Source organism: Falsiroseomonas tokyonensis (assembly GCF_019024325.1).
Classification (GTDB): Bacteria; Pseudomonadota; Alphaproteobacteria; order Acetobacterales; family Acetobacteraceae; genus Falsiroseomonas; species Falsiroseomonas tokyonensis.
On sequence record NZ_JAFNJS010000007.1, the window covers coordinates 249,062 to 273,475 of the forward strand.

The 24,414-nt window shown below is 68.7% G+C and carries 19 protein-coding genes; 8 read left to right on the forward strand and 11 right to left on the reverse strand.

Annotated elements, in window-relative coordinates; translation table 11 throughout:
• Positions 1-8 precede the first annotated feature (8 nt).
• From J3S20_RS22545 to J3S20_RS22555, 3 genes are all read left to right on the forward strand, one after another.
• Positions 9-392, forward strand: a complete 384-nt coding sequence (locus tag J3S20_RS22545; RefSeq protein ID WP_216838802.1) for a response regulator transcription factor — start codon at positions 9-11, stop codon at positions 390-392.
• Entirely contained in the window at positions 389-1,027 is a 639-nt protein-coding gene (locus tag J3S20_RS22550) for a chemotaxis protein CheX (protein ID WP_216838803.1), read from the forward strand. The genes J3S20_RS22545 and J3S20_RS22550 overlap by 4 nt, the downstream gene beginning before the upstream one ends.
• Positions 1,028-1,195: 168 nt before the next feature.
• Positions 1,196-3,862 carry a hybrid sensor histidine kinase/response regulator gene (locus tag J3S20_RS22555; protein WP_216838804.1) on the forward strand — a complete coding sequence of 889 codons (2,667 nt, stop codon included), beginning with the start codon at positions 1,196-1,198 and terminating at the stop codon, positions 3,860-3,862.
• Positions 3,863-3,886: 24 nt separating this feature from the next.
• Here J3S20_RS22555 and J3S20_RS22560 read toward each other — a convergent pair whose 3' ends face one another.
• From J3S20_RS22560 to J3S20_RS22595, 8 genes are all read right to left on the reverse strand, one after another.
• The gene (locus J3S20_RS22560) at positions 3,887-4,267 is read right to left on the reverse strand and encodes a hypothetical protein (protein WP_216838805.1); all 381 of its coding nucleotides are present in this window, start codon (positions 4,265-4,267) and stop codon (positions 3,887-3,889) included.
• Positions 4,268-4,269: 2 nt separating this feature from the next.
• Positions 4,270-4,767 (reverse strand): alpha/beta hydrolase family protein, encoded by a 498-nt coding sequence (locus J3S20_RS22565; protein WP_216838806.1) that lies wholly within the window; start codon positions 4,765-4,767, stop codon positions 4,270-4,272.
• A 360-nt stretch (positions 4,768-5,127) separates the two neighbouring features.
• Entirely contained in the window at positions 5,128-7,023 is a 1,896-nt protein-coding gene (locus J3S20_RS22570) for a ferritin-like domain-containing protein (RefSeq protein WP_216838807.1), read from the reverse strand.
• Between the two features lie 117 nt (positions 7,024-7,140).
• Entirely contained in the window at positions 7,141-7,962 is an 822-nt protein-coding gene (locus J3S20_RS22575; RefSeq protein WP_216838808.1) for an SMP-30/gluconolactonase/LRE family protein, read from the reverse strand.
• Complete coding sequence (locus J3S20_RS22580) at positions 7,962-8,408, reverse strand: ester cyclase (RefSeq protein ID WP_216838809.1); 447 nt, start codon at positions 8,406-8,408, stop codon at positions 7,962-7,964. The genes J3S20_RS22575 and J3S20_RS22580 overlap by 1 nt, the downstream gene beginning before the upstream one ends.
• Before the next feature lie 6 nt (positions 8,409-8,414).
• Positions 8,415-8,987, reverse strand: coding sequence for an SDR family NAD(P)-dependent oxidoreductase (locus J3S20_RS22585; protein ID WP_216838810.1), 573 nt, complete (start codon positions 8,985-8,987; stop codon positions 8,415-8,417).
• Positions 8,984-9,643, reverse strand: a complete 660-nt coding sequence (locus J3S20_RS22590; protein WP_216838811.1) for an NADPH-dependent F420 reductase — start codon at positions 9,641-9,643, stop codon at positions 8,984-8,986. The genes J3S20_RS22585 and J3S20_RS22590 overlap by 4 nt, the downstream gene beginning before the upstream one ends.
• A 10-nt stretch (positions 9,644-9,653) precedes the next feature.
• On the reverse strand, positions 9,654-11,135 hold the full coding sequence (locus J3S20_RS22595) for an aldehyde dehydrogenase family protein (protein WP_216838812.1): 1,482 nt from the start codon (positions 11,133-11,135) through the stop codon (positions 9,654-9,656).
• Positions 11,136-11,502: 367 nt separating this feature from the next.
• Between J3S20_RS22595 and J3S20_RS22600 the strand changes: the two genes are divergently transcribed.
• A complete protein-coding gene (locus J3S20_RS22600) occupies positions 11,503-11,646 on the forward strand; it encodes a hypothetical protein (RefSeq protein WP_216838813.1) in 144 nt (47 codons plus the stop codon).
• A gap of 54 nt (positions 11,647-11,700) precedes the next feature.
• Here J3S20_RS22600 and J3S20_RS22605 read toward each other — a convergent pair whose 3' ends face one another.
• Positions 11,701-12,600, reverse strand: a complete 900-nt coding sequence (locus J3S20_RS22605) for a helix-turn-helix domain-containing protein (protein WP_216838814.1) — start codon at positions 12,598-12,600, stop codon at positions 11,701-11,703.
• On the reverse strand, positions 12,597-13,454 hold the full coding sequence (locus J3S20_RS22610) for an AraC family transcriptional regulator (protein ID WP_216838815.1): 858 nt from the start codon (positions 13,452-13,454) through the stop codon (positions 12,597-12,599). Before J3S20_RS22610 ends, J3S20_RS22605 begins: the two co-directional genes overlap by 4 nt.
• Positions 13,455-13,935: 481 nt before the next feature.
• Here J3S20_RS22610 and J3S20_RS22615 point away from each other — a divergent pair, with 481 nt between their 5' ends.
• The 3 genes from J3S20_RS22615 to J3S20_RS22625 all read left to right on the forward strand — a co-directional run bounded on the left by J3S20_RS22615 (position 13,936) and on the right by J3S20_RS22625 (position 16,120).
• The gene (locus J3S20_RS22615) at positions 13,936-14,430 is read left to right on the forward strand and encodes a fasciclin domain-containing protein (protein WP_216838816.1); all 495 of its coding nucleotides are present in this window, start codon (positions 13,936-13,938) and stop codon (positions 14,428-14,430) included.
• Between the two features lie 129 nt (positions 14,431-14,559).
• Positions 14,560-15,480: an MBL fold metallo-hydrolase gene (locus J3S20_RS22620; protein ID WP_216838817.1), complete on the forward strand. Its 921-nt coding sequence runs from the start codon at positions 14,560-14,562 to the stop codon at positions 15,478-15,480.
• Between the two features lie 64 nt (positions 15,481-15,544).
• Positions 15,545-16,120 carry a hypothetical protein gene (locus J3S20_RS22625; RefSeq protein ID WP_216838818.1) on the forward strand — a complete coding sequence of 192 codons (576 nt, stop codon included), beginning with the start codon at positions 15,545-15,547 and terminating at the stop codon, positions 16,118-16,120.
• 255 nt (positions 16,121-16,375) lie between these two features.
• On the opposite strand, the gene J3S20_RS22630 is transcribed toward J3S20_RS22625, so the two are convergent.
• Entirely contained in the window at positions 16,376-23,224 is a 6,849-nt protein-coding gene (locus J3S20_RS22630) for a M10 family metallopeptidase C-terminal domain-containing protein (RefSeq protein ID WP_216838819.1), read from the reverse strand.
• A gap of 654 nt (positions 23,225-23,878) precedes the next feature.
• Here J3S20_RS22630 and J3S20_RS22635 point away from each other — a divergent pair.
• Positions 23,879-24,178 (forward strand): hypothetical protein, encoded by a 300-nt coding sequence (locus J3S20_RS22635; protein WP_216838887.1) that lies wholly within the window; start codon positions 23,879-23,881, stop codon positions 24,176-24,178.
• Positions 24,179-24,414 lie beyond the last annotated feature (236 nt).

The following is a 24,414-nucleotide window of genomic DNA, read 5'->3' on the forward strand; positions in this document are numbered from 1 at the left end:
CGTTTTTCATGGCTACGACGGTGCTGATCGTCGATGACAGCAAGCTGGCCCGGATCGTGGTGGGCAAGGCGATCGCCGCGCTGCAGCCAGGCTGGATGCGGGTCGAGGCGGGCAATGCCGATGAAGCGGTCGCGGTCGTGGAGGCCCAGCCGGTCAGCCTCGCCATCGTCGATTTCAACATGCCGGGACGCGACGGGCTGACCCTGGTGGAGGAACTGCGCGCCCGCTTCCCGACCATGCCGCTGGCGGTCGCGACGGCGAATGTGCAGGACGAGATCATCGCCCGCGCCCGCGCCGCCAACGCCACCTTCATCGCCAAGCCAGTGACGGAAGACGGCATTCGCGGCTTCATCTCCGGCGCCGCGATCCGGCTGCGGTCCGCCCCGCGATGACGGCGCAGATCGCCACGCTGGAGGATATGGAGCGGGACGCCCTGACCGAGCTGGTCAATATCGGCGTCAGCCGCGCCGCGGTCAGCCTGCGCAAGATGGTGGGCCAGCACGTGCTGCTTTCGGTCCCTTCGCTGGAGGTGGTGAGCCGCAGCGGCGCCATCACCCTGATAAGGGAGCGTGAATACGGGCAGCTGGTGGCCGTGCGTCAGGATTTCGACGGCGCCTTTTCCGGCCGCGCGCTGCTGATCTTTCCTGAAAGCAACAGCCTGGCGATGGTCCGCGCCGTGGCCGGCGAAACCCTGACAGTGGAGGAAGCCTCCGCCATCGAGAACGAGGCGCTGGCGGAAACCGGCAACATCGTCCTCAACAGCTGCCTCGCCACCATGGCCAACATGCTGAAACAGCCCCTGACCATGTCGCTGCCCGAGGTGATCCGAAGCAACGGATCATTGCTGTTCGAGCCGCGGAGGCTCGAATCCGGCGGTGGCATCGTGCTGTTCCTGTACATCAACTTCGCCATCAACAACCACGACATCCGCGGCTATATCTCGATGCTGATGGACCTGCCCTCGATCCAGGCGCTGCGCCTGCTGATCGCGGACTTCATCCGGCAGGTCATGGGCGAAGAGATCTAGCCTTGGCCAAACCGGGCCGGTTCCCCAGCGTTGGGTCCTGTCATGGCTGACTGCTCCGAGACCAGGTTATCGACGTCGCTGCTTACCGCCGACGCGGAAGCGGCACATGCGCTCACTCGTCTGACTGCGCTGGCAGGGCCGTGGCTTGAGGTCCTGGACCGCTGCGGCATGGCCATCACCGTCACGGAGGCAGGCTCCGCCACCGGGACCATCATCTACGCCAATGCGGCCTTCGAAGCGCTGACCGGCTTCCCGGCCGCCGAGGTGATGGGCCGGAGCGACCGCCTGCTGCACGCCGAGGAAACCGATCGCGCGGTCCTCGACCAACTCCATGCCGCGGTCGCGCAGACTGGCGCGGGCACCGCCGAGGTCCTGAACCGGCGAAAGGACGGCACGAGGTTCTGGAACCGGATCAGCGTCACGACGATCCGCGACGCCGAGGGTTCGCCCGCCTTCAGCCTGGCGACCCTGGCCGAGGTGACAGGCGGCCCTCCCCCGGCAAACGGCCATGCGGGCCAGCAGCACAGCCGCCCGAAGCTGGACGAGGCGCGGGCGCGGCTGCGGCAGGTGCAGGTCTCGGCTGCCGCGGCTGGCGCCTGGGAATGGGACATCGCGACCAACCGGCTGGTCGTCGATGCCCGTTTCGCCAGCATCTACGGCCTGGAGCCCGCGACCGCCGAGCTCCCCGCTTCCGCCTTCTTCAAGCCGATCCATGACGACGACCGCATGCGGATGCGGATTGCGGTCGCCGGCGCCCTGCAGGGGGCGGAGGTCTTCGCTCGCGACTTCCGGGTGGTTGTGGGGGGCGAGGTGCGCTGGGTCGCCGCCCGGGGCCGCACCTACCTGGATGACGAGGAGAAGCCACTGCGCTTCGCCGGCGTGCTGACCGATATCAGCGAGCAGCGGAAGGTGGAGGAACGTCTCTACATCGCCCAGACCGCCGGCGGGGTCGGCTCCTTCGAATATCTCAGCGGCTATGGCACGGCGGAGGTATCGGAGGAGTTCTGCCGACTGTTGGGCCTGCGCCCCGCCCTGACCCTGCCGGTGCGCACCATCAACGCCGTCGTCCATCCGGACGACGAGGCGATCATCCAGAACCGCGACGGGCAGATCCGGGAAGGCGCCGCCTTCCACGAGTGCCGGATCACACGCGCCGATACGGGCGAGGAACGCTGGCTCGCCTCGCGGGGCGAGTACCGCCGCGCGGTGGGCGGCGGCGTGATCTTCGCCGGCGTCATCTACGACGTCACCACCATCAAGCGTTCCGAGGCCCAGCTGCGCTTGCTGACCGAGAGCCTCGAGGAACGCGTGGAGCTGCGGACGCAGGAGCGCGACCGGGTCTGGAACCTGTCGCGCGATCTGTTGAACGTGATCGGCCCGGACGGGCTGCAGAGATCCGTCAACCCGGCCTGGACCACGCTGCTCGGCTTCGAGGCCTCCGAGCTGCTGGGCTCGTCGATGGACGCGCTGGTGCATCCGGATGACCTGGCGATTTTCGCCGTTCACCTCACTGCATTGCGGCGCGGCGAGCTGACGGCGGATTTCGACATACGCCTGCGCAGCAAGGACGGCACGTACCGCTGGGTCAGCTGGACCGCCATGGTGCAGGACGAGACGATCTACGGGATCGGCCGCGACGTCACGCAGCGCAAGCTGCTGGAAGAGCAGCTTCGACAGAGCCAGAAGATGGAGGCCGTGGGCCAGCTGACAGGTGGCCTGGCGCACGACTTCAACAACATGCTCACCGGCATCCTCGGCGGCATCGACATGGCACGCCGCCGTATCCAGCAGGGGCGCCTGCAGGATGTCGACCGCTACCTCGACGCAGCCGTCACCTCGGGCCAGCGTGCCGCCGCCCTGACGCACCGCCTGCTGGCCTTCTCGCGCCGGCAGACCCTGGACAGCCGGCCGCTCGACGTCAGCACCCTGGTGCGGTCGGTCGAGGATCTGCTGCGCCGTTCGCTGGGCGAGCGCATCGAATTGACGATCGACGCCGATCCGGACCTTTGGCCTGCCCTCGCCGATGAAAGCCAGCTCGAGAGCGCCATCCTCAACCTGGCTATCAATGCACGTGACGCGATGCCTGAGGGCGGGCAGCTGACGATCAGGCTTCAGAATGCCCATTTCCCGCCCGAGACCTTGGAGGCGAAGAAGGCGATCGCCGGGGATTTCGTGCAGATTCGCGTCGCCGACACGGGCTGCGGCATGCCACCCGAGGTCCTGGCGCGGGTCTTCGACCCCTTCTACACGACGAAGCCGGTGGGCCAGGGAACGGGGCTGGGCCTTTCGATGATCTACGGCTTCGTCCAGCAGTCGCGCGGGCACATTCAGATCGCCAGCGACGAGGGCAAGGGCACCGCGATCCATCTTCTTCTGCCGCGCTACGACGGGGATCTTCCCCTGACCCGGGAAGTGGAAAGTGAGCCGCCGCTGAGTGGAACGGGTGAAACGGTGCTGGTCGTGGAGGATGACCCCGCGGTTCGGCTGATCGTGCTCCAGTCGCTGAAGGAGCTCGGCTATCATTCCATCGAGACCCAGAATGGGAAGGAAGCGGTTCCGATCCTCCAGTCCAACCGCAAGATCGATTTGCTGGTCACGGATGTCGGGCTGCCGGGCCTGAACGGCCGGCAGATTGCCGACATCGGGCGGGAAAGCCGCCCCCATCTGCCAGTGCTGTTCATGACCGGCTATGCCATGGAAGCAGCTGATCAAAGCCGCTTCCTGACAGCCGGAATGACGATTCTGAAAAAGCCATTCTCGGTGGACGAGTTCGGACGACTCATTGCCGTCATCCTGCAGCGTTCCCCCGGGGAGAGTGGCAAGCCCGGACACTAGGGGGCGGATGAGCGCGGCGCGCCTTCAGGCGCGCAGGACGGCCAGCATGTCCCGCAGGAGGCGCTGCCGCGCCTCCTCCGTGGCGCCGATCGTGGCCGGCGCCGGGCGCCCGGGCCAGTCGATCGTGAGGAAGTGCAGCGGCCCGGTGAAGATGCCGTGCGCGCCGCCCTCATAGAACCAGATGTCGATATCGGCCCCCTGCCCGCGCAGGCGCGCCACCCACTCCGCGGGACTCTCCGTCAGGCTGGATGCGTTGCGCGCGGCGTTGCAGCGCGCGGCATTGCCTGGTGGTCCTTCGAAATCCGCCATGTTCAGCCTGCAGGGGACCTTCCGCGTCCAGCGCCAATCCGTCGGCGTGGCGCCCGCGTAGTTGTCGAGCGTCCCGAACACCGCGCGCAGCGGCACATTCAGGCGATCCGGCAGGCCAAGCCCTGCCCCCGCCAGCCCCCCGCGAAGACCATGCGGACATGGGCGGGACTGACCACCGCGGCGAGATTCGCCACGACGTCGGCGCCGTTCGACAGGCCGTGGAGGTGCAGGCGGGTGACGTCGATGCTTTCGAGCGTGGCGGCCCATCGGTAGGCGCCGAGGGCCGTGCTGTAGATCATCCGCTGCCGGGCCTCGTAGGTCATGTTCCGGATCCAGAAGTCGCTGTGGCGATCGAAGCCGTTCATCCGGTAGGCATCGAAGCCCAGCACGGCGACGCCATCAGCGTGCAGCAGCGCCATGGCATTGGCCTGGTCCCGCGCGCCACCGCCCCCATGCACCAGGATCACCAGGGGCGGCTTCGTCACGCCCGGCGGCAGCCGCAAATCGACCGAGGGATGGGCCGGATCGAAGGGCTTCAGCCTGCCGCGCACGGTGTTCATACCCGGCGCGACCGCCACGATCTCGGGCTCCGCCATGCTGCTTCCTGGCTCGGGCGTGGGCGCGCAGCCACCGGCCAGCGCAGCCAGCGACATCGCAAGCACCCCGCGCCGACCCAGGATTCCCTGCGCCACGCGGTGCCTTGCCGGGCAGCCGCCTGCGCCGGCAAGTCCCGGGCGAGGATAGGGCGCAGCAGTTTCCATCGTAGTGGCCATGCCCGGGCGCATCAGGGTCGTTGCAGCCGGCAGCATCGGCCAAACCCAGAGCTGGTCGCAAGGCGGATTGACGGCTGACGAAGCCGCAGGGGGCGTCGGAAGGTGCGTCGCCCAGGGGTAGGGGCGGCCTATCGGCCGCCACCTTGGACAGCGCCCGAGGCCAGCCAGCGTGATCCTATCCGTCTAGTCGGCCAGGAACCCGGCCGCGGCGTGCGAACCATCGCAAAACGGCTTGTTGCGAGACTGGCCGCAGCGGCAAAGCATCGCAGCCTCGGTCTTGAGGATCGTGCGTCCGGTCCCGCTGAGCATCTCGATGGCCCCCGACACGGCGAGCGGCCCGTTCCTCTGCGGCCGCACCTGCAGCACGCCATCGCGGACAGGCAGCGGCGTCGTATCGCCCGTCTCCGGCTCTCCGGTCGCCGCGAAGCCCGCCGCCTTGTGTGAACCGTCGCAGAACGGCTTGTTGCCGGAGGCACCGCAGCGGCACAGCGTCGCGCGATAGCCGATCGCCTCGCCGGCCAGATGAATGTCGGCGCGCACAGCGAGAGGCCCGTTCTCCCGAACCTGGATCAGGTTCACCGGCGGCGGCGCCTCCTCCGGACCGCCGTCGCGCCGCTGGTAGCGAATGGCGCCGGAAGGGCAGTTCTGCGCGACCATGACCAGGCCTTCGGTCGTCGTCGCGTCATCGGGCGCGATCCAGGCGCCGACGACATTCGCCTTGAACACAGCGGGCTGCTGCAGCACGCAGAAGCGGGCGTGGATGCAGCGCGTCGCCTCGAAGCTTATCACCACATCGCGGCCTTCCGCGACTTCGATCGCCGGCGCTTCGGTGGCGGCAGGGCGGCCCATGAGCCTGGCCGCAATCCCGCCGAGCGCCGTCGCCACGCTTTCGCCCAGCGCCGGCGGCAGCATCGTGCCGGCCCGCGCACCGAGTTCGCCGTAGCGTTCCGCCAGGACGGCGAGCGCGCCGGCGCCGGGCGCGAGCGGGGCGACGTCGCGCAGCATGGCGAAGCTCATGCCCGCCCTGCGGCCATCCTCGGCCATGCAGGCGGGCAGGCTGGTCAGGTGCTCGGCGACCGGCACCAGGCCGAACATGGTGTCGATGGAAGCATCGATGCACAACCGCTTGCGGACCGGATCGGTTTCCGCAAAGCCCTGCACGAGGCTGCGCAGCATCGCGGCGTAGATCGCATTGGCCAGGTCCATCACCGGCGCCGTGCCGGGATGATCGATATAGGTCTTTCCCGCCGGGTCGGGTGGCCGGCGCATCACCGGGTTGCGGACGACCGCGCGGCTCGGCGCGAAGGCAGGATCGGCCGCAAGGCGCGCGTCATACGCCTCCCGCACCGCGAGGAAGCGACGATAGTGGGAGGCCTCGATATCGGCCGGCGAGCCCTCGCCTTGTTCGACGATCGTATCCAGCGCAGCCAGCGCCGAAGCCAGGTCCGTGATCCGGCACAGGCCCTTCAACGCCGCAAGGTCCGGTCCGACCTGCAAGGCGGGATCGCCGACGAACAGCGCGGTCTCGCCCAGCCTCGCGGCAAGGTCGACAAGGGCAGCCCGGATGCTGCGATACAGGTGACCTACCGTCAGATAGTCCTGCGCGCTCGGCATGATGCGCTCGCCAGGCGTCTCCCGCCGGTAGTCGGGCATCGGCGAGGCGAAGCCGGTACCGTCCTGCAGAGACACGCCCTCGGGCCGCTCCAGGTAGATGAAATGGTCAAGCGTCGCGCGGTCGAAGGGCGTCAGCTGCACGATGACGCCGGAGGGATGGTAGCCGGCGCCGACCGGGAAGTTCGGCCGGCCGAAATGCGGCGCGCCGCCGATGGCCGCGGTCAGGTTGGCGACCAGCGCCAAATGCGTCATCTCGTCGACCGCGACATGGGTGATGGCACGCTTCCAGCCCGCCACCGCCGCAGCATCCGCCTCGGTCAGCCCATCGGCGGCGGTCTTGAGGCCGAAGGCGGCAAAGAGGTAGCAGCACATCAGGTTGTGCTCGATCTCGGCCGCCTCGGCCAGCAGATAGAGAAGTTCCTCCCGCGACCGGACGGCAATGGTAGGTTCGGACAGATCAGGCATTCCGCAGGACCTCTCGCGATGAGGGTTGCATCATGCCGCAGGGATCGCGACGCGTGCCAGCACGGCGTCACCCCGACCGCCCGAGGAGAGCCCGCCGGTGCCGAGCACATAGAGCGCTTACCCATCCGGTGTCAGCGCGACGGCGGTGCTGCCCTCGACGCCGGGGGCGGCGATCGCCACCGGCGCGCTGGCGCCGGGCATGAGGCGCGCGAGATCCACCGCATGCGTCGCGGCATAGATCGTCCCGTTCGGCGCAACGGCAAAGTCGTCCACCCCGAGCGTCATCGGCGCGAGCACCGTCGGTGTGCCGCCATCCACCCCCACCGCCAGCAGGCTGCGCTGCGCCGAGTTGGACAGCAGCAGCCGATCGCCCGCGCGCTTGATGCCGTTGACACCGGGATAGGGCTGCCCGGCCACCGGGGCGAGCAGCGGATGGTCGAGCCAGCTCGTGGCCGCGCCCGTCTCGAGATCGACCTGCCAGACGCGCCCCAAGGCGCTGTCGGCGAGCAGCAGCCTGTCGCGCGCGAGCAGCAGCCCGCCATTGGGAAACACGGCTTCCGCCAGGGCGATGCGGCGCGTCACGTTGCCGGCGGGATCGAGCAGCAGCAGGGCCGCCTGGCCCCGCATCGCGGCCGACCCTTCCATGAACGACGTGCCGTGCACTGCCAGCGCATGGCGCCCACCGCCAAGCGGTGTCAGGCTGACCGGATGCGCGGGCACCGCGGCGAAGGCGGAGTGGCCCGCACCGGGCGACCAGGCCTCCAGCCGCCGCGCGAAGTAGTTGGTGAAGATCACGCGCCCCTCGGGCTCCACCACGAGGTTCTCGAGGAAGGTGCCGTTCGGGAAGCGCACCAGGATCTCGGTCCCGGACTGTGCCCGCGCTGCGCGGGCAGCAACAAGCCCGCCGGCAAGCAGGCCCAGGCCGCGGCGGGTGATCATCACGACTGTCCCAGGATCATCGGCGCCAGGACCGGCGCCATCAGCATCTCGAATTCGAGGTTGGTCGCACTGACGATGTTCTCGATGATCAGCCCGTCCTGCAGGCGCGCCACATGCGTCTCGTCGAACAGGATGACGCGGCCGGTTGCGGCGACGCCGAAGAATTCGCCGGCATGGCGCTGGCGGGAATGGAAGCGCGTGACGACCCGCGTGCCATCGGCCGATTCGAACTGGTCGATGATCTCGACCGGCGATTCCGCCGGGAAGGCCGCGACGAAGGCGGTCAGGATCGCCTTGTATTCGTCGATCCCGTCGATCGGCCCCATCGGCTTGAGGCCGGTGATGCCCTGGATGCGCGGATGCGCGGTGGCGTCGGCAGCAGCGAGGTCGGCGCGGCCGAGGAAGTCGGTCACGAAGCGGCGCACGGTGGCGATGTTGGACGACATGGGGGTTCAGCCTCTGAAGATGATCTCGGGTTGAAAGGCGCCGGCGGGATCGGCGTGCAGGTCCCAGAAGGCCTCCGCGATGCGATCAGGATCGAAGGCGGTATGACGGGCAACCGTGCCTGCGATCGTCACCGTGCCGGCATGAATGGTCTGTGACGCCAGTTCCGCGTGGAGCGTCAGCGCCAGGCTGCGCAGCCCGGCCTTACCGACGGCCAGTGACGCCGCCGGCAGCCAGCCGGTGGGATCGAGCGCGAGACCACCGCCGGTGAACAGGATGCTGCCCTGCCCAGCGGCGCGCATGCCCGGCAGCACCGCTTGCACGGCGACCAGCGCGCCGGTGACGTTCACGGCGAAATCCGCCGCGAGATCGGCCGGCGCCAGGGCCGAGGGCCCGGGGGCGGCAAAGCTCGCGCGATAGGCGTTGTAGACCATCACCGCCGTTTGCTTTGGCAGCGCCGCATGCCGCGCGGGATCGCGGCAGAGCCCGAGCACCGCGAATCCGCCCGCGGCGAAGCGACGCGCCACGGCGGCGCCGAGGCCCGGCCCGAAGCCGACGACCGCGCAGACCGGCGCGCTCATGCCGCAGGACCCGCATAGCGCAGCAGCGGCGCGCCGATCATCGGACCCATGCCCTGGGCGTAGCCGAGCTGGATCAGCAGCATGCCCACCGGCTCCGTCCAGCGCGCGGTCGCAAGGCCGCCGGCCTCGACGGGCTGCGCGCCGAGATCGGCGGCGAGGCCCAGCACGACCGCGCGCGCCGCCGCATCCTCGCCGCAGACGAAGACCGCGGGCGGCGCCAGGCCATCCGGCACCAGCGGGCCGGTCCCGCCTGCCGCCTGCATCAGCTCGGCGAAGGGCGGCACGCCCTTCACCACGAGCGCACCGGGCACCCAGCGCGCCACCTGCTCGCCGCCGGAATCGGTGGTGCCGAGGGCCAGCCCACTGAGGTCCGGCAGCAGCGGGTTGGTGCAGTCCCAGACGATCTTGCCGTCGAGGTTGCCGGCCGCGCCGAGCGCCGCCTGCGCCGCGCCCCAGGGCACGGCCAGCACCACGACATCGGCCGCGGAAGCATCGGTGCCGACGGGGCCGCCGATCTCCTCGGCGATCGCCTGCAGCCTGGCGGTGTCGCGGCCGAAGCCGACGGTCACGTGGTGGCCCTTTGCCGCGAGCCTGCGTGCGATCGGCGCGCCGATATTGCCGGCGCCGCCGAGGATCAGGATGTTCATCGTGTTCATCGCCCCATGCTCACGCCAGGTTCGCCCAGACGGTCTTGTATTGCGTGTAGCTCTCAAGCGCCTCGGCGCCCTGCTCGCGGCCGTAGCCGGACATCTTGAAGCCGCCGAAGGGCGCGTTGGGGTGGTACTTGTGCCAGGTGTTGATCCAGACGGTGCCCGCGCGGATGCGGTCCGCGAGCCTGAGCGCGCGCCCGAGGTCGCCGGTCTGGATGCCGGATGCCAGGCCATAGGGCGTGTCGTTCGCGATCCGCACCGCCTCCTCCTCCGTGTCGAAGGGGATTACGGGCACGACGGGTCCGAAGATCTCCTCGCGCGAGATGACCATGTCGTTGGTGGCGTCGGCGAAGACGGTGGCCTCCACGAAAAGCCCCTTGCCATCCAGCTGCCGCGTGCCGCCGCCGGCGGCGAGCCGCGCCCCGCCCTCGCGCCCGGCCTGCACGTAGCGCAGCACCTTGTCGTATTCGGCACGCGATGCGATGGGCCCGATCTGCGTCGCGGGATCGAGCGGATCGCCCACCACCGCGTCGCGCGCCATGGCGGAGAGACGGGCGGTGAACTCCTCGTAGATCGGGCGCTGGACCAGGATGCGGCTGCCGGCGACGCAGACCTCGCCCTTGTTCCAGAAGATGCCCCAGAAGGCGGCCTGCAGCGCGGCGTCCAGGTTCGCATCGGCGAAGACGATGTTCGGCGACTTGCCGCCGAGTTCCATCGTCAGGTGCTTCATCGTGGCCGCACCCGTGCGCGCGATGCCCTGGCCGACGCCGGTGCTGCCGGTGAAGGCGATCTTGTCCACCAGGGGGTTCTTGACCAGCGCATCGCCAAGGCTGCCGCCCGGACCGGTGAGCAGGCTGTACACGCCCTCCGGCACGCCGGCATCGAGTGCCACCTGCGCCAGCGCGAGTGCGGTCAGCGGCGTGTCGGAGGCGGGCTTGTGGATGATGCAGTTCCCTGCCGCCAGCGCCGGCGCGATCTTCGACGCGGACAGCGCAAGCGGGAAGTTGAAGGGCGTGATGGCGGCGACGACGCCGAGCGGCTCGCGCCGCGTCAGGATCCTGATGTCGGCCTCATAGGAACGGCGATAGGCGCCGTCCATGTGCGCCATCGCCTGGCCGGCGAAGAAGCGGAACAGGCCGGAGCAATGCGGCATGATGGTTTCGCGGAAGTCGCGATAGGGCATGCCCATGTCCATCGCCTCGCGGATCGCGAAGTCATCGGCGCGGGCGTCCATCAGGTCGGCCATGCGGAGCAGGACCTTGGCGCGCTCCTCGTGATGCATGCGGCCCCAGGGGCCATCCTCGAAAGCGCGCGTGGCGGCCTGCACGGCGGCGTCGGCATCCACGGCCGAGGCCTTGGCGACGGTCGTGATCTCGGCCTCGGTCGTGGGATCGGTGGTCGTCGTCGTCGCGCCATCCGCGGCGTCGCGCCAGGCGCCGCCGATCAGCAGCTTTCCGGGCGCGACGGCCTTGCGGACGGGCTTCAGGGTGTCGGTCACGGCGTGCTCCATGTCGAAGGTTCATCGGCGCCAGGACCGGTCTCGCAGGGCCCGGCGCCATGACCATGACAGGAGCATGCGGGATCGCGGGGTGGCCCGTTCACGCCGGGCTGCGGTGCTTCTCGCGAGACTGCGGTGGCGCCGGGGCCGGTCCGTCATCAGGCGCTTCTTCCCGCAGGCGCGCGCGAACGGGCACAAGGGGGCGCGAGTGGGCTGGCCCGCCTGCAGCCATGGTTCGGCATCGCGCGTGCCGGGCCGCGCCTCGGCGCCACCAGCCCTGCGGGTGCGATTGCAGTCGGAGCACGCCATGCCGCCATACCGCCGCTGTCCCGAATGCGGTGCACTCTGCCGGAAGACCAGGGAGCCCGTGACCGGCAAGCTTCGCTGCCTTGCGCTCCAGGACAAGACGCTGCTGCGGCGCCTGCAGCGCCTGGAAGCCGCCATGGACCGGCTTCGGACTGCGGTGAAGGCCGAGAGCAGACAAGCGCGAGACGAATCCGCCCCGGATTAGCAATATCCGGTCAGATCACGCCGCCAGCCGCCTCGGCGCCAGGGCCCCCATGGCTCATGGCAGCCGCGCCGCCGGCGTCTGCCGGCGCCAGGCGCGGGGCGTGGTGCCAGTGGCGCGGCGGAACGCCGCCCCGAAGGCGCTCTGCCCGCCATAGCCCACGGTCTGCGCGATCTCCGTCAGGCTCAGCCGCGGATCGGCCAGCAGCGCCTTGGCGCGCTCCATCCGCGCTTCCGTGAGCCAGGCATGCGGCGGAAGGCCGGTGCTGCGGCGAAAAGCGGTGCAGAAATGGGTTGGCGAGAGCCCGACCAGGGCGCTGAGTTCGGCCAGGCCGATCTCGCTGTCCAGGTTGTCCATCATATAGGCGGTGGCGCGCCGCACCTGCCAGGCCGCCAGGCCGCCCTGCGGCACCGCCACCGGCTTCGACCGGGACATCGCCACGAAGCGGCTGAAGATGGTCAGCAGCGCCGCATCCACCAGCAGCGGGTCGGGCGATCCCGATCGGCCCTGGCGCCACAGGGTTTCGAAGCCGGCGGTAACAGTCCTGTCGAGGTTGAAGCCGGCATGCAGGGCGCCGAAATTGCCATCTTCGGGCAGGATGTCAGGCCCCGTCAGGTCGAGCAGCCGTCGATACGGGATCGCAAGAAGATCGAGGCCATGCGGCGTATCCATCACGACGGTCGTCGTGAAGCGCGGCGGCACGATGGAGACAGCGCCAGCAGTCGTGGTCTGATGCCGGCGCCCCGCCCCGCAATCGATCAGCCCGGGGCTGCTGGTCAGCGGACGAACCAGGACAATATCCTCGGTCGGCAGGTCGGAGAAGTCGCCCGCCGTCTGCTCGGCCAGGATCATCGCGGCGCCGGATCGGCCGAGCGGCGCGAAGTCCCGCATGAAGCTGCCGTAGGTTGCCTTGTAGAACTCCGCATGGCTCGTGAAGACCGGCGTATCGCGGCTCATGCAGCGGCCCCCCGTCGCCAGGCCCCGGGCGTCATGCCGGTGGCGCGGCGGAACGCCGCCCCGAAGGCGCTCTGCCCGCCATAGCCCACGGTCTGCGCCACCTCCGTCAGGCTCAGCCGCGGGTCGGCCAGCAGCGCCTTGGCGCGCTCCATCCGCGCTTCCGTCAGCCAGGCATGCGGCGGAAGGCCGGTGCTGCGGCGAAAGGCGGTGCAGAAATGGGTTGGCGAGAGGCCGACCAGGGCGCTGAGTTCGGCCAGGCCGATCTCGCTGTCCAGGTTTTCCATCATATAGGCGGTGGCGCGCCGCACCTGCCAGGCCGCCAGGCCGCCCCCGTGGCTCGCGGGTCCCCGCCCGACCTCTCGCAGCAGCAGGCCGAGCAGCGCCAGGGTGGAGCCTTCGACATACAACCGGCTCGCCATCCCGTCCTGCCGTGCGGCATCCCACATCCGCGCCAGCACATGGCCGATCTCTCGGCTCCGGATCTGCTCGAGGCCCGGTCGCCGCAACACGTCGAGCCAGCGCCGGTCCCCGCTCAGCTGGTCGGGCAGCGCGGGATCAATGGCCGCGACGCGGAAGGCGTTGGGACGGTCATGGACAATCGAGGCCGCGGCATCCGGCAGCTGGACCGCGATGTTGCCCGGCGCCGCCCGCGCCATGACGCGCCCGAAGCCTATGTCGCATGTGGCCTGGAGCGACGTCCGCGCCTGCGCGACGATGAGCAGGCCCGTCGGCGGGTCGGAGAAGTCGCCGGGCGGCTGCCCGATTTCCATAAGCCCGACGCGCGGGCTGCTACCGAAGCGACGTTCCTGCACGAAGGGCGCGAAGCTCCCGCCCTCGACGTACTCCCCGAACATGCACCCACTCCCTCCGGCATGTTGCATTGCACCCTACCATGAACGTAATGTCATTTTCACGCGTCCCTGCGAATTTTCGTTCGGTCTTGCGATGTCATACCGGCATCGGTTGCAGGATCCGGCCCGCGCGGGCGCCGCCGCGCGGCGGCGCCGGGCCGGGGCGCTTCCCGCCGGGCGGGACAGCGGCGGGCAGGCGCGACCCGCGCGCGGGTCCTGGTCAGCGAAGGTGAGTCCTACCGGGCCGATATCCGCGCTCCGGAGATGCAGCGTGCCACCACGCCGCGCCTGGCATTCGCGCGACTTTGCCACCGCTGCGGCGCGGCTCCGCCGATGCGGGATCCGTTCATCGCCGCAATCCCGCTGGAAGCGCCATAGCGGGTGACGAACCGGCCCTTCACCGATCAGGCAGTCTCTGACCCGCACGCCGAGGATGAGGCACGGGCATCCCGCTCGCGCCGGGCGCGCGAAGAGGAAACTGCCCATGACACGCCTTCGCAGACTCATCATCGGCGCCGCCGCGGGCCTCGCGAGCGCGGCGCTCGCTCCCGCCGGCGCCCAGGCGGCCAGCCTGTTCGAGACCGTCGCCGCCAACCCTCGGCTCAGCACCTTCGCGTCGCTGATCCGCAAGGCCGGTCTCGAATCGCAGCTCGGCTCGCAGGCCGGCGTCACGCTCTACGCCCCCACCAACGCCGCCTTCGAGGCGCTGCCCTATGCCGCCTACCGCCGCCTGACGGAGACCTCGGGCCAGGCGGAGGCCGCCGCGGTCGTCCGCGCGCACATGGTCTCCTGGAGCAGCCCGATCCCGATGGACACCGACGGCTCGGCGGTCATGACGACACTCGGCGGAACGCAGCTCGCCTTCCAGGGGATATCGAGCAGCACGGTGCGCGTGAATGGCCGGCCGATCCTGCAGATGAACATCCGTGCCGACAACGGCTTCCTGCACATCGTCTCGGACGTGCTGCCGACGCCCTGAACCTGCCTACCGGGCCGCCGCGGCGCGGCGGCCCGCTTCAGGTCGCAAAAGAGAGGAGCCCATCGTGATGCAGGCGCATGGCGGCACACCCTGTCCTGTCGACGAGGTTCCTGAAGTGAGGCGCAAGCCATGATCAGCCGCCGCCTTGTCGGCTTCGCCACCCTCGGCCTTCCGCTGCTGGCCACGCGCCAGGCCCGCGCCTATCGCCCCGGGGCGGGGCTGGAGATCGTGCGGCTCGACCGCCCCGGCGAGGCTTCCGTCAATTCCTACCTTCTGGTCGGCGCGCGATCGGTCGTGGTCCTCGACTGCCAGCGGACGGCGGTCGAGGCGCGGGCCGTCGTCGCGGCAGCAAGCGGGCTGGGCTTGCCGGTCGAGGCGATCGTGCTGTCCCATGAGCATCCGGATCACATCGTCGGGCTCGACGTCGTCGCGCGCGCTTTCCCGGAAGCGCCGATCATGGCCGGCGAGGGGACGCGCGACTGGATCGTGCGGGAAGGCCCGGCGCTGCTCGGCGCCATGCGCGGCGCCTTCGGCGCGGCAATCCCCGACCGCATTCCGGAGCCGAGCCGGATCCTGCGGCCGGGCGAGATGATCCGCCTGGCGGGCACCGAATGGCGCGTCGACCAGCTCGGGCCGGGAGAGGCCTCGGGCATGACGGTGCTGCACGCGGAGACGGAAGACGTGCTGTTCGCCGGCGACCTCTTCGGCAGCCGCGCAACGCCCTGGCTGCTCGATGGCCATGCACGCGCCTGGATCGCGCAGCTCGAGACAGCGCTACCGCGCTATGGTGGCATCGGCACGGGGTTGCCGGGCCATGGTGCCGCGGCGCCCGTCGCCGCACTGATCCGCGAGCAGCTCGGCTACCTCCGCGCCTTCGAGAGCCTCGTCCGCACCGAGCTCGCGGGCGGCGCCTCCCTGCCTGAGGGTGCGGCGGCGCGGATCCGCGGCGCGACGGATGCGCGCTTCCCGGGATACCCGCGCGTCGCGCCGCAGCCGAACCTCATCGAGCTGAATGCCCAGTCGTTCGCCCGCGAACTCGCTGGTCGGTGAGCGCGACACGGGCCGTGGTAGCGCGTGCTCCCGCGCGCCTGGCAGCGGGCCGGAGGCGCTGGTCATGATCCGCGCGGTCGAGGCACCAGAGGGCCGCGGTCTACCGCTGCTGCGGCTGCGCAGCCGCGTTGCCGAGGAGACTGCGCGCGAAGCTGCTGACCGCGGAGACGATGCCCTGCACTTCCTGCCCGCCCCAGCGCCGGGACCCCGCATGACACGCGCCACCAAGTCGAAAGCAGGCGCCCCGCTGGCGCCGACCATCCCCGCCATTCCCCCAGCCGAAGTGCTCGGCCGGCTGTCAGCCCTGAAGACCGCCGGCACGCCGGACCTGACGCAGCAATGGCGGAACACTTCGCCCCCGTGCCGCCGCCCTACAACCGGCGCTTCCTGGATAGCCGCCTGGCGTATCGGATCCGGCCAACGTGTCGGCCTCGGCTCCGCCGACCAGCGCGTCCGCGCCATCGCCACCCACCAGCAGGCTCGCACTATTATCGTTACGCGTGCGCTCGTTCGACCCCGCATTGCCGTACAGGGCGATGTGAACGCCCGCGCCCAGGCCGGTGGCGTCGATGCTAAGCGCCGTGGTGCGGGCGCGGCTGCCCACGGCGTCGGAGACGTACGCCGCCTCGCCCCCCCGTGACGTCGCGCAGGACCAGGTTGGAAGGCGCGCAGGCGGTGAAGCGGATGACGTCGTTGCTCTCGCCGCCGCGGTTGCCCTCGCCGCCCGGGTGCTGCGCCGCATCCGCGATCAGGGACGCGTCGCCGCCCGCGCGGCCCTTCATGCTGTCCCTCCGGGCTCCGAGTTGCTGGGTGTTGGCCTTGCAACCAAAGCCAATCAACTCAGCCGCGAAGGGACAACCTCCATGGCAACGACAGCTCGTGCGGGGCTATCTGATCAAAGGATAAAGTCGCCGGCCTGCAGCGTGTGCAGTCCGGTAAGCTCGATCATCATGTCCCGTGTGCCGTCACTGTTGACGCCGATGTTGATGAATGTATTGCCGCCAAACTGATGGAAGCTGACTTCCCCGGTGCTGACACCGGTAGAGTTTGCAGACACCCGGCCCAGGAAGGTGAAGTCCTGCAGCCCGGGCAGGTCGGTATTGCCGTCGATGGCGGACAGGTCGATCCGGTCGCCAGCCTCGAAGTCGGTGATCACATCGCGGGACGTCGGCGTGCTGTCGGTCACGGCGGTGAAGCTGAAGTGGTCGGCACCAGAGCCACCCGTCAGCCTGTCGCGGCCAGCGCCGCCAATCAGCGTGTCGTTGCCAGCCCCGCCGCTGAGCGTGTCATGGCCGACGCTGCCAGTCAGCACCTCATTACCCGCGCTGCCGGCCAGCAGAACGGTGACACCCACGAAGTCGCTCATCTGCAGATTGTGCACGCCGCTAAGCTCGATCTGGAAGTCGCGGGTTTTGCCCGCATCCACACCGCCGATGACATAGGTGTGTCCGCCCCAGACATAGGACCACAGCTCGCCCGCCGCCGCCTCCGTGTATTTGGTGGTGGTGCCGCGGTAGATGAAGGACTGAAAGCCGTTGAGCCCCGTATTCGCGTCGAAGCCGGACACGTCGATCCGGTCGCCCGCGCTCCAATCGGTAATCACGTCACGACCGATCGACGTCGCCAGGCTATCCGAGGCCTGCGTGTAGACAAACAAGTCCGCACCCTCGCCCCCCATCAGAGTGTCCTTACCCAGCCCGCCGACCAGCACATTGGCAAGGCCATTGCCCACAAGCACGTCGCCGAAAGCCGAGCCTTCCAAGTTCTCGATGCTGAGGAACGTATCGTCCATGGCATCGCCGGTCGCCATGCGGCTGAGGGTCAGGTCCACCACAACGCCGGCCAGGGCAGAGCGGTAGCTGGCAAAGTCGGACCCGGCCCCGCCGATCAGCTCATCGGCGCCGGCTCCGCCCTCCAGCGTGTCGTTGCCATCGAAGCCCTGCAGCGAGTCCATATCCAGGCCGCCAAACAGGTGGTTGTCCTCGACGTCGCCACGGAGGAAGTCCTCTGCCGCGGATCCGATGATGTTCTCGATTCCAATCAGCGTGTCGCCCTGGGCGTCGCCGAGCGCCTGAACCTGGTCCTGGAGGTTGATGGAGACGCCAACCGTGCTGCTGGAGTAGTCTGCCCAGTCGCTGCCGCCATTGCCAATCAGCAGGTCGGCCTCTGAACCGCCCGCCAGCGTGTCGGCCACGGAACCGCCGATCAAGGTGTCGGCGCCACCATCACCCACCAGCAGGTTCGCACCCTGGTCGTTGCCCGTGAGCAGGTTCGCCCCCGCATTGCCGTAAAGGGCGATGCCCACGCCCGTGGCGAGGCCCGTGGCGTCGATGTCGAGCGCCGCGGTGCCGGTGCGACTGCCCGCAGCGTCGGAGACGTGCACCGCCTCCACCCCCGCAACGTCGCGCAGGACCAGGGTGGAGGGCGCGGAGGCGGTGAAGCGGATGACATCGTTGCCCGCGCCGCCGCTGATGACTTCGCCGGCCGGGTGATCCGCCGCATCCGCGATCAGGAACACGTCGTCGCCTTCGCCGCCCTCGAGCGTGTCCGCGCCCGCCAGGCCCTCCAGCGTGTCGGCACCGGCGCCGCCCAGCAGGATGGTGTCGCTGCCGTCGCCCGTCAGCCTGTCGCCCAACCCGGAGCCGATGATCCTCTCGACGCTGGACAGGACATCCCCCGCAGCGTCGCCGCCAGTGTTAGTCCCAGTGGCGAGGTTGATCGAGATCGCCTCTGCCGAGGCGCTGTAGTCGGCCGTGTCGGTGCCTGAGCCGCCCTCCAACGTATCGGCGCCTGCCCCGCCCACCAGCAGGTCGTTGCCCTCAGCGCCCAGCAGCGCATCCGCGCCATCCAGGCCACGCAACGTGTCTGCACCTGCCCCGCCCGAAAGGATGTTCCCACCCGCCGTGCCGACCAGCAGGTCGTCCAGCGCGCCGCCGGTCGCGTGCTCGAAGCCGCTCACCGTCATCTCCGAGGTCTGGGCGCCGATCAGTGCCAGCGTGCCGAGGCCGAGGTCGAGTTCCACACGGCGCTGCGTCTCGGCGAATGCGTCGATGCGGTCCAGGTCGCCCGGGGTCGCGATCAACGTCTCGATGCCCTCCAGCGTGTCCACGCCGATGCGGCAGAGATATTCGTTGAAGCGCGCAAGTTCCGAGCTCAGCGTGCCGAATACCACGGCGGATGCAACCGCCGCACTGTAGTCGATGGTGTCGTTCCCGGCCCCGCCCTGGAGCAGGTTGCTACCCGCGCCGCCGTCCAGCGTGTCGTCTCCCTCGCCGCCCTGCAGCGTGTCCGCGCCGTCCTCGCCCAGGAGCAGGTCGTTACCCGCGCCGCCCTCCAGCCCGTCATTGCCGTTGCCGCCGGCCAGCATGTTGGCCTCGTCGTTGCCGAACAGGGCATCGTTGCCCTGGCCACCAATCGCATTCTCGAAGCCGCTCAGCGTGTCGTCACCGTGATCGTGGCTCGCCAGGTTCATGCCCAGATGGACGAACACACCCACGCTGTCCGACTCGTAGCTCACGGTATCGTTGCCGGCGCCACCGATCAGCAGATCGCCGCCCGATACGGTCTCATCCCCGGTACCGCGACCGTCGATGAGATCGTCGCCATCACCGCCATCCAGCACATTTATCGCGCCGTCGCCGAGCAGCGTGTCGTTGCCCGACCCACCCACCAGGTTCTCGATCGAGACGAGGACATCCAACGCCGCCTCGCCGGTGCTCATCCCCATCGCCTGCATGTCCACGACGATGCCGACCGTGGTCCCGGCGTAGGAGGCGAGGTCGCTTCCCTCGCCACCATCCAGCGTGTCCGCCCCCAAACCGCCGACCACCGTGTCGGCGCCATCGCCGCCCGACAGGCGGTTGGCCATGTCATCGCCGGTCAGTAGGTCGTCGTGATCGGAGCCCAGCAGCGCCTCGATGCCCTGCAGCAGGTCGCCCTCGGCGTCGCCGCCGCTGCCGGTGTTGGTCTCGAGGCTGACGCTGACGGCGGCGTCGGAGCCGGCGTAGGAGGCAAGGTCGAAGCCCTCGCCGCCGGTCATCAAATCGGCGCCCGCGCCGCCCTGGAGCGTATCGTCGCCGGCATCGCCCACCAGCATATCCCCGCCTGCGAGGCCCTGCAGCAGGTTCGCCTGGGCGTTGCCGTAGAGCGTGTCGATATGGGCGGAGCCACGCAGGCCCTCGATGCTGGCATAGGCGTCGCGCGTCGCCTCGTCGTCGGCGCCGTAGGACATCGAGTTGCGGAAGCCATCGAGCGTTGCGGCGACGCCCGAGGCCGCATTCTCATAGCTCGCCATGTCGAAGCCCGCGCCGCCATTCAGCGCGTCGGCTCCCACTCCGCCTTCCAGCGTGTCGTCGCCGGCACCACCATACAGGGCATCATTGCCAGCCAGCCCGCGCAGCAGGTTGGTCCGCCCGTCGCCGTACAAGGCGTCAGCGTAGCGGGATCCTTCGAGGTTCTCGATGCAGGCCAGAACGTCGCCAACCGCATCGCCGGTGCGCAGCCCGCTGTCGAGGCTGACGGTCACGCCCGCCGCGGAATTGGCATAGCTGGCGGTGTCGAGGCCGTCGCCGCCATCCAGCGTGTCCTCACCCGCACCGCCTTCGAGCGTGTCGTCGCCGCCCTGACCCTGCAAGAGATTGGCCCCGGCATCGCCCCGGATATCGTCCGCTTGGTAGGTGCCCGAGACATCCTCGATGGAGACCAGGTCGTCCCGGTCCTCTCCCTCCGCATCGATGGAGGAGGGTGCGAAGGTCGGCATGCCGGATGTGCGCGCGGAGGTCGCGGTGCCATCGGCCAGGCGCACCACCACCGCCGCCCCCAGATCGGAAAAGTCGGCCGTGTCGATGCCTTCCCCACCGATCAGTAGGTCGTTACCGGCACTGCCCATCAGCGTGTCGTTGCCGAACCCGCCATCCAGCACGTCATCACCGCCGAGGCCGACGAACAGGTTGTCCACCGGGCAGCCATCGCCGCTGACATCGCCGATCAACCAGTCATCGGCCTCCGTCCCGATAATGTCCTCGATGTTCGACAGCACCATGCCCTCGGCCGCGCCGCCGCTGGGCATGGAGGGGTCGAGCGAGACGACCACGCCCTCGGCGAAAGTCTCAACGTCGTCGCCGAAGAAGAAGGGCGCGAAGACCACGACATCGTTGTGGCCCTCGCCGCCATCCAGCGTGTCCGCGCCAGCCGTGGCGAAGAACAGGTCATTGCCCGCGCCACCGTTCAACAGGTTGGCACCGGCATCGCCGATAAGGAGATCCGCCTGCGCGGAGCCGATCGCCCCCTCGATGCCCGAAAGGCTGTCGCCCCCCGCGCTGCCATCCTGGACCACGCCCTGGTACAGGTTGATGAAGACCCCCTGGGTGGCGCCGCTGTAGTCGGCGATGTCGAAGCCGCTGCCGCCTTCCAGCACATCGGCGCCGGTGCCGCCGATCAACGTGTCATCGCCCCCAAGGCCCTCGATCCGGTCATCGCCATCGCCGGTGACAATCCGCTCGGAGGCATCCGTGCCGATGATCGTCTCGGCGAGGTTGGTCACGGTGATCGTGACCGGAAGTGGATCGCTGCTCAGCATGCCGTCATGAGCGGTGACCGTGATGTCGTAGATGTTGTCGCCACCGGCATCGGCCGGCGCCTCGAAATCAGGGGCGGTCTTGAAGGTCACCGCGCCCGTGATGCTGTCGATGTCGAACAGCGCCGCATCCGTACCGCCCAACGACCAGGTGGGGGCGGGGCCGTCGGGGTCTGCGCCCACGGCCTGGTACGCGGTGCCGATGCCATTCTCGGCGAAGTTGGCGGTTCCGATGGATGTCACGGTGGGAGCCTCTGGGACATTGGTTACGGTGATTGCGACCGCCAAGGGTTCGCTGCTCAGTGTGCCGTCGGTTGCCGTGACGGTGATGTCGTAGACATTGTTGCCGCCAGCGTCGGCCGGCGCCTCGAAATCGGGCGCGGCCTTGAAGGTCACCGCGCCCGTTATGGTGTCGATGTCGAACAGCGCCGCATCCGTACCGCCAAGCGACCAGCTGCGCGCCGGCCCCTCGGAGGTAGAGCCCGCTGCCTGATAGGCCGTGTCGGTGCCGCCTTCGGCGAAAATGGCGGTCCCGCCAGAAATCACGGTGGGCGCCTCTGCCTCGTTCGTGACGGTGATGGCGACCGCGTGGGGGGCACTGTCCGCCGTACCGTCATTCGCGATGACGGTGATGTCGTAGATATTGTCGCTGTCAAAATCCGCCGGCGCCTCGAAGTCCGGCGGCGCCTTGAAGGTCACCGCGCCCGTGATGCTGTCGATGTCGAACAGCGCCGCATCCGTACCGCCCAGCGACCAGACGAAGCTCGTGGTGCCGTCGGGGTCGATCGCCGTGGGCAGATAGAAGGCGCCGGTTCCATTTTCCGCGAAGGTCGCCGTCGTGCTGGAGTTCACGCTGGGCAGGTCATTCCCCGCGGTGACGCTGATGGTTATGGACGGCGTCGGCGGCGTATTGCGCCACACGCTGATCGTGCCGTTTGCCGCACCGGAGATCACGTCGAGGTCGCCATCGCCATCAATATCGCCGAAGCTCGGCGCGCTGAAGGTACCGACGTCGATGTCATTGAAGGGGTTGTCGGCACCGGTCAGCAGGGTGAAGGATGGGTTGGTGGTGGTGCCGGTATTGCGATAGGCCGTCAGCTTACCGGAATCAGAGCCAACGACGAGATCGAGATCGCCATCACCGTCGAAGTCCACCAGGGTTGGCATGCTGCCGGCCGCGCCGACATCGATTCCGGTGACAGGACTATCGCTGCCGCTGAGAGCGACGAAGACCGGCGCTGTGCTGGTTCCGGTGTTTCGAAAGGCCACGAGCCTGGCGACGGTATCGCCCGAGATGAGGTCGAAATCCCCGTCGCCATCGAAATCACCGAAGGTGGGCGAGCTGAAGTTGCCCACATCCAATCCGTTGAACGGATTGTTGACACCGGTCAGCGCGGTGAACACGGGCTCGGTGCTTGTGCCCGTGTTGCGGAACGCGAGGAAGGTGCCGTTCTGCTGGCCAGTGACAAGGTCGAGGTCGCCATCGCCGTCGAAGTCCACCAAGGCGGGGGCGGCGTAGGTCCCGAGGGTGAGGCCGTTGAAGGGATTTGATACCCCGCTCAGCTGGGAATACACTGGACTGTCTGCGGTGCCGGTGTTGCGGAACGCCTGCAGCGTGTTGTTCTCTCGGGCGGAAACGATATCGAGGTCGCCGTCGCCATCGAAATCGACCAGTGTGGGGACGCTGTACGAGCCCACATCAAAGCCATTCATCGGATTCGCGGAACCGGTCAGCGCGGTCAGCGTGCCGATGCCGACGCCAGATCCCTGTTCTGCCGCATCAATCACATCGAGCGTCAGGCTTCGCGTGGCCGTCGGCGTATCGCTGAGGTTGGCGTAGCCGAGACGCTGGATGAGCGCATCCACCGCGGCTGCTGTCACCGCGTCTGTAAAGGTCACGACGAAGGAGGTGCCCACCCCACCAGATGCGGTGCCGATCGCCACGCCGCCATAGCTGATCGTCGTGCCCGAGACGCCGATCTGCCCGTCGGAATCGCCCTGATGGAGCACCGAAATTCGGTCCTCTTCCAGCAGGCCCGCCACCACCAAGCGGCCCCCGATGAGCGAGGATGTGGTCGTGAAGGTCACCGCATCGTCGAGCAACTGCGGTGCGGCGTTCACCGTGTTCTCGGCAAACGTGATGCTGGGGCTGAAGCCGATCAGGGACATCCGCGGCGACCTTCTCGATGCGACCCGAGCGACCGATCGCGCAGCACTTCGAACTGCAGCGCGGCTGCTTGAGCATGTGAGGGAGGAACAAAAGAATGTCCTGTCGCTTATAAATTCCATTACTTTTGGTGTGAAGGTTGATTTCGATCGATATTTGTCGTTCTCACAAAATCCTACGAACCCTTACATTCCATATAAGAAATGATACATTGGCGCTGACCGTCGTTCGGTGAGGCGCCGGACCGCCCGCGACTGAACCGCCCCGGCTTCGTCGCAGCCTCCGACTCCTGGAAGGCTGGTGCTGTGCCGAGCGAGACGACGGACAAGTTCTCGCACGAAGTCCGGGACCACGCTGTGCGAGTGGTGCTGGGGCGCGAGGTCCAGCATCGTCCGATGGGCGACGCTCCAGTCGATTGCCGGCAAGATCGGCTCCACGGCGCAGACCTTGAATGAGCGGTCAAGCAAGGCGGAGCGCGACACGGGTGCCGCCTTGACCCGACGACAGAGATGTCCGCACGGCTGAAGTCCGTGGAGCGGGAGAGCCGGGAGCTGCGCGGGGCCAACGAGATGCTGCGGAAGGCGAGCGCCTATCCTGCGCAGGCGGAGCTCGACCGCCGATTCAAGTGACGATCGTCTTCATCGACGATCGCCCGCATGGCCCGAGAGAGCCGAATCGAGGGACTGACGGCCAACGATCTCATCCCCCTGGATCGCGCCCGAAAGGGGAAGAAGCTCTCCACCGCCGCGTGGGAAGGCCCGACCGATCCCGACGCGCGCATCGCCCGGATGAAAGACCGCCGCACGCGGCTGGCGCACCAGACGAAGCGCGCGGAAGACCTCGACACCGGCGCGTTGGTCGCCGCCGAGATACACGCCGCGGGCCACGCCGAGCCGCGTCTCGACCTCCCGCAGCGCCAGCGGATGAGAGGGACCCGCCGTCGAAGCGGGCGCTGATGGGCTTGTCGCCAACCGGTGACAGGCCCGGCAGAGGCAGCGTAGCGTGGAGGTCGGCGGGCACGGTGTCCGAGAACGGCAGGGTTCGGGATTCGCAGCCGAAGCTCATCGCCGTTCAATGGATTGCGCTATGCCGGTCAGCCTTGATGCATGTTCCGGGTTCACTTCCGCACGCTTTTCAGATCGGACGCCGCATGATCTCGCAGACAGCTTGGCTTCATGATGCTGGGCGCGCT